At 71.9% G+C, this 13,341-nt stretch carries 12 protein-coding genes; 5 read left to right on the forward strand and 7 right to left on the reverse strand.

The genetic code is table 11. From position 1 onward, the window contains the following. Positions 1 to 132 precede the first annotated feature (132 nt). Positions 133 to 1,218 (reverse strand): PP2C family protein-serine/threonine phosphatase, encoded by a 1,086-nt coding sequence (locus ACZ5ON_RS25365; RefSeq protein WP_465596994.1) that lies wholly within the window; start codon positions 1,216 to 1,218, stop codon positions 133 to 135. Between the two features lie 536 nt (positions 1,219 to 1,754). Between ACZ5ON_RS25365 and ACZ5ON_RS25370 the strand changes: the two genes are divergently transcribed. Continuing rightward, complete coding sequence (locus tag ACZ5ON_RS25370) at positions 1,755 to 2,540, forward strand: HAD family acid phosphatase (protein WP_465596997.1); 786 nt, start codon at positions 1,755 to 1,757, stop codon at positions 2,538 to 2,540. A 154-nt stretch (positions 2,541 to 2,694) separates the two neighbouring features. Here ACZ5ON_RS25370 and ACZ5ON_RS25375 read toward each other — a convergent pair whose 3' ends face one another. Further along, entirely contained in the window at positions 2,695 to 3,048 is a 354-nt protein-coding gene (locus tag ACZ5ON_RS25375; protein ID WP_465597000.1) for a hypothetical protein, read from the reverse strand. A 297-nt stretch (positions 3,049 to 3,345) separates the two neighbouring features. Between ACZ5ON_RS25375 and ACZ5ON_RS25380 the strand changes: the two genes are divergently transcribed. After that, the gene (locus tag ACZ5ON_RS25380; RefSeq protein WP_465597003.1) at positions 3,346 to 5,121 is read left to right on the forward strand and encodes a hypothetical protein; all 1,776 of its coding nucleotides are present in this window, start codon (positions 3,346 to 3,348) and stop codon (positions 5,119 to 5,121) included. 94 nt (positions 5,122 to 5,215) lie between these two features. Here ACZ5ON_RS25380 and ACZ5ON_RS25385 read toward each other — a convergent pair whose 3' ends face one another. The 3 genes from ACZ5ON_RS25385 to ACZ5ON_RS25395 form a co-directional block, all read right to left on the reverse strand. Then, positions 5,216 to 7,435, reverse strand: a complete 2,220-nt coding sequence (locus tag ACZ5ON_RS25385; RefSeq protein ID WP_465597006.1) for an NADP-dependent isocitrate dehydrogenase — start codon at positions 7,433 to 7,435, stop codon at positions 5,216 to 5,218. Positions 7,436 to 7,821: 386 nt separating this feature from the next. Then, positions 7,822 to 8,586: a serine hydrolase gene (locus ACZ5ON_RS25390; RefSeq protein ID WP_465597009.1), complete on the reverse strand. Its 765-nt coding sequence runs from the start codon at positions 8,584 to 8,586 to the stop codon at positions 7,822 to 7,824. 97 nt (positions 8,587 to 8,683) lie between these two features. Then, positions 8,684 to 9,196: a mycothiol transferase gene (locus ACZ5ON_RS25395; RefSeq protein ID WP_465597011.1), complete on the reverse strand. Its 513-nt coding sequence runs from the start codon at positions 9,194 to 9,196 to the stop codon at positions 8,684 to 8,686. Between the two features lie 216 nt (positions 9,197 to 9,412). Between ACZ5ON_RS25395 and ACZ5ON_RS25400 the strand changes: the two genes are divergently transcribed. From ACZ5ON_RS25400 to ACZ5ON_RS25410, 3 genes are all read left to right on the forward strand, one after another. Then, positions 9,413 to 10,120 (forward strand): RraA family protein, encoded by a 708-nt coding sequence (locus tag ACZ5ON_RS25400; RefSeq protein WP_465597014.1) that lies wholly within the window; start codon positions 9,413 to 9,415, stop codon positions 10,118 to 10,120. Between the two features lie 283 nt (positions 10,121 to 10,403). Next, a complete protein-coding gene (locus tag ACZ5ON_RS25405; protein ID WP_465597017.1) occupies positions 10,404 to 10,799 on the forward strand; it encodes a peptidase inhibitor family I36 protein in 396 nt (131 codons plus the stop codon). Between the two features lie 84 nt (positions 10,800 to 10,883). Then, a complete protein-coding gene (locus ACZ5ON_RS25410; RefSeq protein ID WP_465597020.1) occupies positions 10,884 to 11,165 on the forward strand; it encodes a DUF3159 domain-containing protein in 282 nt (93 codons plus the stop codon). A gap of 29 nt (positions 11,166 to 11,194) precedes the next feature. On the opposite strand, the gene ACZ5ON_RS25415 is transcribed toward ACZ5ON_RS25410, so the two are convergent. After that, positions 11,195 to 12,034, reverse strand: coding sequence for a poly-gamma-glutamate hydrolase family protein (locus tag ACZ5ON_RS25415; RefSeq protein ID WP_465597023.1), 840 nt, complete (start codon positions 12,032 to 12,034; stop codon positions 11,195 to 11,197). A gap of 44 nt (positions 12,035 to 12,078) precedes the next feature. After that, positions 12,079 to 13,275, reverse strand: a complete 1,197-nt coding sequence (locus ACZ5ON_RS25420; RefSeq protein WP_465597026.1) for an FAD-dependent monooxygenase — start codon at positions 13,273 to 13,275, stop codon at positions 12,079 to 12,081. Between the last annotated feature and the right edge of the window lie 66 nt (positions 13,276 to 13,341).

The raw sequence follows: 13,341 nt of genomic DNA on the forward strand, positions 1-13,341 counted from the left end.
GTCACGCGATCACGCATCGGGAGGGATCTGCGGCTCTTCCCCTGACTGGTTGCCCCGCCGCGGGATGAAGGCGGTGATCCCGCCTCTTCGCCCGACCCGCGCGCCAGCCGTCGCAGCCAGACCCGAAGACCGTCATGACGGCACGTCAGGCGCTTCGGCGCCGTCCGGGGTGATGGCTAGGGCGGCGACGTCGTCGTGCAGGACACCGGCGTGGCGGGGCAGGTCGGTGTCCAGGAAGTCGATGACCTCGGCGGGGCTCGGGGCCGGCCGGCCGCCGAAGCGCTGGCGCAGCCGGTCGAGGAGCGGGTAGAAGACTCCGGCCGGGTCGCGGGCCTCGATCAGCCCGTCGGTGCAGAGCAGCAGGACGTCGCCACGGGCCAGTCGGCAGGTGTACGCGACGGGCTGCTCGGCGAGCAGGGCGCCCAGGCCGAGTGGGAGGGCGGGCGGTCCGGTGACCAGGCCGACCTCGCCGCCGGAGATCAGGACGGGCTCGACATGGCCGTGGTTGATGATCGTCACCTGCTGGGCACCGGAGTCGTACTCGACCAGGGCCGCGGTGACGAACAGTTCGGAGTCGGGGATCGACTCGACCTCGCGGGTCATCCGGCGTTCCATCCCGGCGGCCACCTGCTGCAGGTCACCGGCCTCGTAGACGACCTGGCGGAAGCTGCCGAGGATGTCGGCGACGGTGCCCACGGCCCGCAGTCCCTTGCCGCGGACGTCCCCGATGATGGCACGTTCGCCCGCCGGGGTGGAGCAGATGTCGAAGAGGTCGCCGCCGACCAGGCTGCCGACCACCGCCGGGCGGTACAGGGCGGCCGCCAGCAGATGGCCGACCCGGGGCGGCACCGGTCTCAGCAGGGTGCGCATCAGTGCCTCGGCGACCGAGTTGACGTTGACCAGGTGGGCTTCCTGGCGTTTGCGATGGGCGGCCAGGAAGGTACCGAGCAGGCCGACCAGTGCGGTGGAGACGTAGGACCCGACGTAGTGGCTCTCCCACAGGTCGTGCGAGACGCGGCCGGCACAGCAGGGGGTACCGGCCAGGACGGCTTCGAACCCGACCGCGAAGACCGTGGCACCGGCGACGCCGGCCGGGCCCCAGGTGAAGGCGGCGACCACCGGCAGGGCGACCAGCAGGAAACTCACCGGCCACTGGACCGGGGTCAGGGGCTCCAGGATCAGGACGCCCGCGACGTAGGCGGCCGGCAGCCAACGCATCCAGGCCGGCGGAGCCGGCACCTCGAGGCCGGTGGCGCTGAGCCTCGCCGCCGATCGGCGGGCGGCCCGGCGCCTCACCACCGACTCCGGGGCCGCGACGAAAGCGGGTGGGGCTCCCGCAGATCCAGGCAGAAGATCCACTCACGCAACCTGTACACACGGGCTCCCGAACCGACCGTGATCAAGGCTCACAGCCTGACGCGGCCGGACATTGCGCCCCGGCCATTACGCCGAACGCGGCATGCCGCAGACAGTCGGACAAGATGGCTCCCGCCGTCGGTGCCGCCGGACACGGCCATCGGTCGTGGCCGCACGTCATGCTCGCCGAGCGCGGCCGCCGGCACGGAACCGCGCGCACGGCACGCATAGACGGCACACATGGACAACGCGCATGGACAACGCGCATGGACAACGCGCATAGAGCGCCTTGACCTGCCGAGTTACCCAACAGTAGGTTCTGGGGCGCCGTATCCGGACGACCAGCGACAGGCGGACCACGCCGTCGCGACCCGGCGGCAGAAGGAGCATCAACCACTATGGCAGGAAAGACCCTCAACGGCCGTTCCCGGACCCTCGCCACCCTCGCGGTCGGCGTGGTCGTCGGCGGCGCGGTGGCCGGCGGCGGCTTCGCGGTCGCCGACTCCTCGGCTCCGAAGACGGACCGTCAGATCACCAACATGACCAACGAGGTCAGCAAGATCAAGGCGTACTACGGCGACACCGTCGACGCCAAGGGCGAGCACTGGGCCTCGCCGGACAGCAACTACGCCGTCCAGGTCCGGGGCATAGAGAACAAGGCCCAGAAGTACCTGGAGAGCAGGGCCAAGCACGAGCGCGGCGTCAAGAAGGCGATCGTGCTCGACGTGGACGACACCTCGCTGTCGACCTACAACTACGAGTTGGAGACCACCTTCGTCTACAACCCGGTCAGCAACGCGCAGTACATCGCCACCAAGACCATGCCGGCCGTCTTCGGCATGAACACCCTGGCGACCTGGGCCGAGCAGCACGGCTACACCGTGTTCTACGTCACCGGGCGTCCCGAGACCCAGCGCGCCGCCACCGCGGCCAACCTCGCCGCGGTCGGGTTCCCGAAGGCCGACGAGGCGCACCTGTTCCTGAAGAACACCGTCACCCCGCCGTCGTACCTGCCCTGCGGCAAGACCTGCACGGTGATCCAGTACAAGTCCGGCACCCGCGCGCACATCGAGAGCCTCGGCTACCGGATCGTCGCCAACTTCGGCGACCAGTACAGCGATCTGTCGGGCGGCTACGCCGAGAAGACCTACAAGATCCCCAACCCGATGTACTACCTGCCCTGACGCCGGGTCAGTCGCAGTAGGCGGTTCCGGCCGCCCCGCCCGGAGGCACGGCGCCCCCGGGCGGGGCGTACCCGCTGCGCGCTTCGAGCCGGGGGACGACCGGCCGCGCAGCCCTCGGTCCCGGCGCCTCGCGGCAACGGCCGGTGCGTGCGCGTCAGTCCGTCCACTCCTCGGTCCTCGGCGGTTCACCGAAGGCACGGGCGACCGCCTCCCGGGCCGCCCGCTCGCCGCCGACGAAGAAGGAGAACTCGCCGGAGTCGATCGGGTGGGCGCGCGCCGCCCGCAGCACCACCCGCACGGCGACGGCCATCCGGTACGCCTCGTGGCCGAGCTCCTCCCTGACGCCCCGGGCCAGCGCCGAGAAGAACGTCGGCAGCGCCTCGGGCCACTCCCAGTCCGCGAGGATCCCGTCCTGGACCTCGAACTCGAAGCCCTCGTCGGCCGGTTCGAAGTCAAGGGTGACGTCGATGAACGGACCGCATCCCCACGACACCTTGTAGATCCGCACGCCTCGGACCGGATGCGGTGGAAAACGTCGAGGTTCGATCACGGGGCCAACCTACCTCCGCCATCCGGTCGACCTCCGGGCGGCAACCGCCCTGTCCCTCCGGGCGGTCCCCCCAGCACTGCGCCGGGACCGGCATCACCCGTAAGGCTGACCGGGGCCGCCGGTCCGCATCCGCTCGCCGGGCCGGGGCGTTGGTATCCGGTGACGAACGGGCGGTGAGCCGATGCGGTCCGGCTGGGGGCGGGACGGGCGCGCAGTGCTGCCCGCAGCCCTCCCGTCCGACTGCCGAGGTTCGCCGTGCCGGTTGCCGCCGCCGAGACCACCGACCGATCGCGGAGCACCGGGTCCCGGACCGAGCGGCGGCGGGCCGCGCGCCCGGCGGCCCGGTGGTCCACCGTTCTGACGCTGTATCTCACCGAGGTGGTCTTCCGGCTGTTCCTGATCAGACACCGGGTGGTGCCCAGGGTCCACCCGGACGAGGACGCCTACCTGGTACTCGCCCGGGTGCTCGCCGGCGGCCGGGCCACGGCCAGCCCGGCCGGGGTGGTCGTGCCCGGCGGCTACTCGCTGCTGGTGGCGCCGGCCCTGGCCCTCGCGCACGATCCGGCGACGGCGTACCGGCTGGTGCTGGCGGTGAACGCGCTGGTCGCCGCCTCGGTGCTGCCGCTGGGCCTGCTCTCGCTGCGGCGGATGGGAGTTGCGGGCCCACCGGCCCTCGCAGTCGCGGGCACCGCGTCCCTGCTGCCGCCGGCGGTGTTCTACTCGCAGTTCGCGCTGACCGACGCGATCCTGCCCGCCCTGCTGCTCGGCTGGCTGCTCTGTCTGCACTCCCTGCTCCGCGACGGCCCGCTGCGGCGAAGGACGGCCGGCGGAGCGGGCCTCGGTCTGCTGGCGGGCTACGCGATCTCGGTGCACGACCGGGGCGTGGTGCTCGCCGTGGTGACGGCGGGCGTGCTGCTCCTCGCCCTGGTGCGCGGCTGGACTCCGCGGGCGGCGACACTGCTCGCCGGTACGGCACTGGGCGTCTCGGCAACGGCCGCCGTGCTGCTGGCCCGGTATCTTCAGGACCGGTTCTCCGACGCTCCGCCGTCCTCGGTCGGCTCGCAGGCGCTGACCGGGATGCTGAACACCGCCCTGCTCGACCGCACTTGTGGCCGGGTGCTGGGCCAGCTCTGGTACCTCACCGTCTCGACCTGGGGCATCGGCGGGATCGGGTTCACAGTGTGCGCCGCGCTACTGATGCAACGTCAGACCTCCCTGGCGGAGCGGGTGATGGCTGCCGTGACACTGATCACACCGGTGCTCGTCGCGGGTGGTGCGGCCACCGCCCTGCCGGAGGACCACCGGCTCGACGACAACGTCTACGCCCGCTATCTCTCGCTCTTCGCCCCCGCGCTGTTCCTGGTGGGCAGTGCCGCGCTCCACCGGCTGCCCAGGCCGTCCCTGCTGCGCCACACCACCGCGGCCGTCGGGCTGGTCGGGATGTGCGGCTCGGGTGTGCTGGTCCTGGCCGGCCACCGGCTGCGCACCGAGCAGTTCCTGCTGTGGGCCCTGCCGGACTCCTCCTTCCTCGCGGGCGACTGGCACGCCTTCCACCTGCTGCGCAGCACCGCTGCGGCGCTCGCCGTGCTGGCCCTGGCCGTCGGACCGGTCGCCGCGCTGGGCCGGCGTGCCGTCCCGTACGTGACGGCGGTGCTGGCCGTCTGGGCGGTGACGGCGACCTGCGTGATCACCGTCCGGGTCTCCCAGCCGGGGCTCGAACCGCACTGGGCGGTCACCGGGTTCCCCCGCGCGGCCGGTCTGCGGCCCGACGACCTGGTGGCGCTCAGCAGCTCCCTCCCCCGTGCGGTGCAGTGCGCGCAGGCCTTCCAGATCGACCGGGGCCGGGTCTGGTACGTGGACTTCGCCCAGCAGGCCCCACCGTCCGAAGCGGACGTTGCCGTTCTGCCCACCCCGCGCCACGGTCCGTCCACCGCGAGCTGGCCCCGGGCACCGCGCGACTGGAGGGTCGTCCGGTCCGACCCGGCCAATCGCCTGGTGGTCTGGCGCCGCGACCGTCCGTCCCGGCCCTGACCACGGGGCCCACGGGGGAGGCCCCCGGGTCCGCGGGCCGCACTGGGCGGCGAGCTGGATCCGGGGGCCTCCCCCGTCGGTACTGCGGCGCGGATCAGGCGAGGGTCGCGAGGGCCTCGTTGAAGATCTGCGACGGGCGCATCACGGCAGCGGCCTTGGCCGGCTCGGGCTGGTAGTAGCCGCCGATCTCGGCCGGCGAGCCCTGGACGGCGATCAGCTCGGCGACGATGGCCTGCTCCTGCTCGGTCAGGGTCTTGGCGAGCGGCGCGAAGGCCTCGGCCAACTGGACGTCGTCGGTCTGCTTGGCCAGCTCCTGGGCCCAGTACATGGCCAGGTAGAAGTGGCTGCCGCGGTTGTCGATACCGCCCAGGCGGCGGCTCGGCGACTTGTTCTCGTCCAGGAAGGTGCCGGTGGCGCGGTCGAGCGTGTCGGCGAGGACCTGGGCGCGCGCGTTGCCCGTGGTCTGCGCCAGGTGCTCGAAGCTGGCCGCGAGCGCGAAGAACTCGCCCAGGCTGTCCCAGCGCAGGTAGTTCTCCTTGACCAGCTGCTGGACGTGCTTGGGCGCGGAGCCGCCGGCGCCGGTCTCGAACAGACCACCGCCGTTCATCAGCGGGACGACCGAGAGCATCTTGGCGCTGGTGCCGAGCTCCAGGATCGGGAACAGGTCGGTCAGGTAGTCACGCAGCACGTTGCCGGTGACCGAGATGGCGTTCTCGCCGCGGCGGATGCGCTCCAGCGAGAACTCGGTGGCCTCGACCGGCGACTTGATCTCGATCTGCAGGCCCTCGGTGTCGTGCTGCGGCAGGTACGCCTTGACCTTCTCGATCAGGGCGGCGTCGTGCGCGCGGTTCTCGTCCAGCCAGAACACGGCCGGGTCGCCGGTGGCCCGGGCGCGGGTGACGGCGAGCTTGACCCAGTCCTGGATCGGCAGGTCCTTGGTCTGGCACATCCGGAAGATGTCGCCGACGTTGACCGGCTGCTCCAGGACGACGTTGCCCTCGGCGTCGACGACCCGGACGGTACCGGCGGCCTGGATCTCGAAGGTCTTGTCGTGGCTGCCGTACTCCTCGGCCTTCTGCGCCATCAGGCCGACGTTCGGCACCGAGCCCATGGCGGCCGGGTCGAAGGCGCCGTGCGCGCGGCAGTCCTCGATGACGGCCTGGTAGACGCCCGAGTAGCTGCTGTCCGGGAGGACGGCGAGGGTGTCGGCCTCCTGGCCGTCCGGGCCCCACATGTGGCCGGAGGTGCGGATCATGGCCGGCATCGAGGCGTCGACGATGACGTCGCTCGGTACGTGCAGGTTGGTGATGCCGCGGTCGGAGTCGACCATGGCCAGGGCCGGGCCGTCGGCCAGCTCGGCGTCGAAGGACGCCTTGATCTCCTCGCCCTGGGGCAGCGCCGCCAGGCCGTTCAGGATGGCGCCGAGGCCGTCGTTCGGGCTCAGGCCGGCCGCGGCGAGGACCTCGCCGTAGGCGGCGAAGGTCTTCGGGAAGAAGGCGCGGACCACGTGGCCGAAGACGATCGGGTCGGAGACCTTCATCATGGTGGCCTTCAGGTGGACCGAGAACAGCACGCCCTCGGCCTTGGCCCGGGCCACCTGCGCGGCCAGGAACTCACGCAGCGCGGCGACGCGCATCACGGAGGCGTCGACGACCTCGCCCGCCAGCACCGGCACCGACTGGCGCAGCACGGTGGTGCTGCCGTCCTCGGCCACCAGCTCGATGCGCAGGGCGCCGGCCTCGGCGACGACGGCGGACTTCTCGGTGGAGCGGAAGTCGTCGGCGCCCATGGTGGCGACGTTGGTCTTGGAGTCGGCGCTCCAGGCGCCCATCCGGTGCGGGTGCTTCTTGGCGTAGTTCTTCACCGAGCCGGGGGCGCGGCGGTCCGAGTTGCCCTCGCGCAGCACCGGGTTGACGGCGCTGCCCTTGACCTTGTCGTAACGGGCGCGGATCTCCCGCTCCTCGTCGGTCTTCGGGTCGTCCGGGTAGTCCGGCAGGGCGTAGCCCTGCGCCTGCAGCTCGGCGATCGCGGCCTTGAGCTGCGGGATGGAGGCCGAGATGTTCGGCAGCTTGATGATGTTGGCCTCGGGGGTCTTGGCCAGCTCACCGAGCTCGGCGAGGGCGTCGCCGATGCGCTGGCCCTCCTCCAGCCGCTCCGGGAAGCTCGCGATGATGCGCCCGGCCAGGGAGATGTCGCGAGTCTCCACCTTGACGCCCGCCGTCGCGGCGTACGCCTGGACCACCGGCAGGAACGAATACGTGGCCAGGGCAGGGGCCTCGTCAGTGTGCGTGTAGATGATGGTCGAGTCAGTCATCGGTGCTCCGCTTCACGGCTACAACGTCTTGATATCAAGATATCTCGTGATCGCCCCTCCACCACAACCGCCCCCGTGCGTCGGCGGCCGTCCGCACCCGCCCGAGTACCCAGCCGGCCCCGAACGCCCGCCCGAACGGGTGGACCTCCACCGTAGGCCCCGCCCCCGAACGGCGCCGCTCACCGCGAGGGCAGCGGGCTCGGCCCTCACGGCGTCCGGGTAGGCCGGCGGCACCGGCGGCGCGGTCGGGACGTACGGTGCCGGGGTCGGCGTCGGTGCGGTAGATGTCGCGGCGGGCGCCGGGCGGGCTGGCCGCGAGCAGGGTGGCCCGGTAGTCGGCGCCCTAGCCAGGCCGTGACGGCCGGCCTCTCGTCGGCCCTGATCAGTCACGAGGCCAGTTGGTGCCGCCGTTCCCAGGCCCGGGCCGAGATCCGCGCCAGCAGCCCGGCGGCCGGGTCGAGTTCGTCGTCCCCCGAGGCCAGCGGACCGGTGTAGCAGACCGCGAGCGCGTACGGCGGGGCGTCCTCGGGGTGGACGACGGCCGCGCTGTGTCGCACGCCCTGGAACCAGCCGTTCTTGAAGGCGATCCGGGTGCCCGGCGGCAGCCCGGCCGCCAGGTCCACCCGCCAGGCATTCCGCTCCAGCAGTTCCAGCAGCTCCGGCTCCAGCGACTCCAGCAGCCGTACCAGGTCGAGCGCGGTGACCCGGTTCTGCACCCCCGCCTCGCGGGCGGCGTAGTCCTCGATCCCGCGCGGGCTCGCACTCCGGGTGGCGTTCGCCCGCCGCCACACCTCGGCCACTGCATCCCGACCCACCTGTGCCAGGCAGAGGTTGGTGGCCAGGTTCGAGGAGTGCGTGATCATCCGCTCGGCGAGCCAGCGCAGCGTGGCGGTGGGCGGTTCCGCCGTGCCGCTCTCCAGCAGCCGCCAGGGCTCGGGGTCGCTGTCGTACGCCTGGTCGTCGGCGTAGCTGCCACCCACCGCCGAGGTGAACTCGTTGACCACCGGTACGGCGGCGTCCAGGTCGAGACCGCTCCGGTACACCGCCGCGAGCACGGCCATCTTCATGGTGCTCGCCGCGTCGTGCGGCACCTCGGCGTTCCGCAGTACGACCGGCGCCCCGCGCCACGGCCCTACGACGACAGACAGCATGCCCACTCCGATCCGCGACCGCTTGCGAGTCCCACGTGTCTCCGGCGAGGACCATCCCACCCCGGTGCCCCCGCTGTCGCCGGTCCCCACTCGACGGCTACTGCCGGCGCACCAGGCCGCGCAGGTACGCCGCCTGGCCGGCGTGCTGCAGACCGTCGGAGATCACGCTCACCAGCCGCACGGCCAGGGTGACCGGCGGGGTCCAGCTCTCGTCCACCACCCGGCGCAGGTCCGCGTCGCGCAGCCCGTTGACGAAGGCGATGGTGCGTTGGTGCACGGCGTCGTGGTAGTCGGTCAGCAGCTTGCGGGAGTTGACGCGGACGGCGGCCACCTCGTCGGCGCTCTGGCCGTAGCCGGTCGCCGATGCGGGGAAGGGCAGCCCGAACCGGTCGTACCAGCCGTCGGCGGTCCACAGCTGATCGGTTCCGGCGGCGTCGGCGACGTGGTCGTCCTGGATCCTCGCCAGATGCCAGACCAGCCAGGCGATCGTGTTGGACCGCTCGTCCGGGCGCACGGTCAGCTGGGCGGCGGTGAGGCCCTTGACCGCCTCGTGGACGGTCTCGTTCACTCGGTTGAACGCATCGGCCAGCAGGTCCGTCGCACTGGTCATCCGGGTCTCCGTACTCGGTGCTTGGGCACCGCCGTCCGACGGTGCGAGGCTCCGATTGTGCCGCTCGGGCGGGCCCGCGGGGCGCAATGACGGGGCGGGGTCGACACGCCGTGCCCCGCGGAGAACACCGTTCCGGGAAAGGCGATTCCGCGCGGCCGGGCCGCCCAGCACAATGGGGCCCGAGCGGCACGACGGGACGGCGAGAGGACACTCGGCATGGACCACCAGGAACTCCGGCAGCGGTTCGGGGCACTGACGACCGCCCATGTGGCGGACGCCTGCATCCGCGCCCGGATTCCCGTCCGCTGCGCACCCGCGGGGTTGCACGCCGCGGTGCCCGGCGGCCGGGTCTTCGGGCGGGCGTGTCCGGCGCGGCATGTCGGCAGCGTCGACGTGTTCCTGGAGGCCTTCGAGGGGGCAGCGCCCGGTGACGTGCTGGTCGTCGACAACGGCGGCCGGCTCGACGAGGCGTGCGTCGGCGATCTCGTGGTCCTGGAGGCCCGGACCGCCGGGCTGGACGGGATCGTGATCTGGGGGCTGCACCGCGACACCGCCGACATCCGCACCCTCGGGCTGCCGGTCTTCAGCCTCGGCGCGATCCCGACCGGGCCGCAGCGCCTCGACGAGCGGCCAGATGACGCGCTGGAATCCGCCACCGTCGGTGAGTGGACGGTGAGTTGTGACGACCTGGTCCTCGGCGATGACGACGGTGTGCTCTTCGTACCGGCCGCCCGTGCCGAGGAACTCCTCGCCCTCGCGGAGTCGATCCGCGACACCGAGCGCCGCCAGGCCGAACGGATCCACGCGGGCACATCGCTGCGCAGCCAGGTCGGGTTCGACGAGTACCTCTCCGCACGCCGGGACAACCCGTCACTGACCTTCCGCGACCACCTTCGGTCCGTGGGCGGGGCGATCGAGGAATGAGCCGGCACGCCGTCAATCGCGATAGACGGACGTTAGAACGAACACCGTGTCACCTGTGGGCACCCGTTCGCGCGGACGTGCGGTCGCGCGGGGCTGGTCAAGCGGGCGCCCGTGCACCCGCGCGGGCGTTGCGCACACCCAGCGGTCGGATTGAGGCATAAGCCTCCGGCATCCTGCTCCGTGCGCCGTTTGTGCACGCCCTTCCGGTGGCCGCGGCCGCCGGGCAGACTCGACTGCGCCGCCGGGGCCCTCCCTCGGCCGTCCATCGGAAGGGATTTCCACCGTGCGCCGTACCGCCAAGATCGCCGTCACCCTGACCGCCGTGGTCGCCGCCCTGAGCGCCGGGCCCACCGCGGCCGCCGCCGTCCCCGAACCGGCCGCCGCCACGCCGCTGAGTCTCACCTCGTTCAGCTGCGATCCCGGGCACTTCTGCATCTACAGCGACTGGTCGGGCGGTGGTGTCCGGTGCCAGTGGACGGAGAGCAGGAACCCGAACACCGCGAACGACTGCTCGTTCATCCGGAGCGGCTGGCCGGTCCGCTCGGTGTGGAACGGCACCGGACACCGGGTGCAGTACTACACCCAGACCAACTACCACGCGCGCGTGGGCTCCACGCCCGCCGGAAGCGGCGGCAACCTCATGGGCAACTACCAGATCCGCTCCTTCCAACCCCAGTAACCCGCCCAGCACGCCGCGGCGGCCGCACGGGACCCGGATCCCTGCGGCCGCCCGCGCGCCGTGCCCGGGGGAGTGGCCGGGCTGGTGTTCCTCGCCGGTTGCGCTACCCGTACGCCCGCGCTCGGCTACCTCGCGCGGCGCATGCACCCGGGCCGCGGGCCGCAGACGCCACGGGTGCGCCGCGCGGTGCGGCTGCAGACCGCGGTGTGGGGCGCCGCGCTGACCGCCGAGGCCGCGATCCGGCCGGCGCTGCTCTGGATCCTGCCGGTGACGGTGGTGGGCGGGCTGTCCACCGGGGTGGAACTGAGCGTCGCGGTGCTGCTGGCGTGGACGGTGTGGTACCGCGGACGACCGCGGACCGTGTGAGGGTGGGCGGCAACACGGTGTGCCCCCGGTCAGAGCACTCGCTGCCCGGCCTCGACCCGCTCGACGGCAGTACGCACCGCCTGCACGAAGGACCAGAACAGCGGCAGGGTGTTGGCGGCCCGTCCGGCCAGGCTGTTCTTCCCTTCCGCGAACATCGCGGCGCGCAACTCGGTGGTGATCTCCAGTTGGGCACCCATGCCGAGCAGGGTGCGGTTGCAGATGTTCTCCGGGGAGAGGCCGGCGATCTCCTCGTCCCCCGAGGCCGTCACCGCCCGGATGCCGGCCGCGGTGAACCCGTCCATCAGGTGCTGCCGCAGGGTGGCGTTGAGCCCGCCCACCAGCACCACCGCGGCCCCGGCCGGCAGGCCCGCCCGGGCGGGCGTACAGCCGTGCAGCGAGACCACGTTGAGGCTCCCCGCGCAGAGCGATCGGGCGACGGTGTCGTCGCAGTGTGTCGAGGTGACGTGCAGTGTGCTGTTCCCGGTGGCGCGCAGACCCTCGAACATCCAGTAGTCATGCACCGGGCCGGCGGCCGTGGTGGTGGAGGACGGCTCCGCCGGGTGGTATCCCGCTATCGCCAGGCAGAGTTCGGAGGTGCCGCCCTCGATACCGCCGCCGTGCGGGGCGATCACGGTGGTCCGTACGAGGGCCGAACGCCCGGACGAGCCGGTGTCGTCGATCGGATGTCGACGGTAGCGCCGGCCGTAGTCCACGCCCTCCTTCAGTGCTATGTCCGCGTAGAGGGCGGTGTTGGAGGCGTAGATATCCCCTGCAGCCCTGGCCGGAGAGCTTCCCACGACACCGGATGCCGTGCTCAGAACCGGTGCCGTTGCCAGCGCCGTGATCAGTGTGCGGCGATTGAGGATCATGTACAACGAGCATGGCAGGGGCAGACCCTTCTGACAATCAGGCTTCACCGGCGAGCCCCCTCGGACTCCACCTGGTAGTCGGGCAGCGCCACGGTGCTGACCTGCCTGCCCGCCTTGAGCATCAACTCCAGCAAGAACCTCCGGTTCAGCAGCCCGTTGCGGATCCGCAGGCCGGCCGCACCGGGGGCGAGGAACTTCCCGGTCCGGTCGCCGCCCTTCTGGCAGCCCTGGGCGTAGTCGCGCAGCAGCCGCTCGTACCTGGTGAACGCGGCGCGGTGGTCACCGCCGGAGCGGGCGAGTTCACCGGCCAGCACATAGGCCGCCACGATCGCGGTCCCGGTGCCCATACCGCCTATCGTCGCGCCGCACGCGGCGTCCCCGAGCAGCGCGATCCGACCCTTCGACCAGCTCTCCACGTCCGCCCGGCTGATCGAGTCGAAGTACAACTCCGTTGCCTCCTCCAGGGATTCGAGCAGCCTGGGCACCTCCCAGCCCACTCCGGCGAAGGCCCGGGCCAGCAGCGCCTTCTGCTGCCCGGCATCGTGCCGGTCGTAGTCGAGCCGGGGCGAGGCCCAGACGAAGAAAGCACCAGCCCGCCGCGGGTCCCGGCGGCCGGCGCCGACGGAGGCGAGCCGCCCCGGCACGTTGCAGCCGATCGAACCCTGCCGGATGCCGAGATAGTTGGGCAGCTGCCAGGTCGCGGCGTAGTAGCCGAGGTGGCGGACGTGCTTCTCCTCCGGGCCGAAGGCCAGCCGCCGGACGTTGGAGTGCAGCCCGTCCGCGCCGATCACCAGGTCGAACTCGCGCGCCGCGCCGTGCCGGAACTCGACCCGCACCCCGGTGGCGATCTCGGTGAGGCCGGTGACGGAGTCGCCGAAGACGTACTCGGTGTACGGCAGGCTCCGCTCGTACAGCACCCGGGACAGGTCCCCGCGCAGCACCTCGATGTCGCCACCGTTGAACTCGCCGGGCAACTGCAGCAGCTTCCGCCCGCGCTCGTCCACGAAGCGGACCGGGCTGCCGCCGGTCTGCAGGGTGCGCAGCTCGTCCGTGATCCCCATCCGATCCAGCACCGTGCGGTGGGTCTCGCCGCGGAAGTCGACCGCCTGCCCACCCTCCCGCAGCGCCGGGGCCACCTCGACCACGGTCGGCCGGAAGCCGTAGCGCCCCAGCCAGCAGGCCAGCGCCGGGCCGGCGATGCTGGCGCCCGAGATCAGCACGTTCCGGTTGGTGAAGACCATCTGATACCCCTCCCCAAAAACTGTGTCCGTTGGACACTATTGATTTGTGTGTACGGTAGACGCAGT

This window comes from Kitasatospora sp. NPDC032150 (assembly GCF_055579945.1).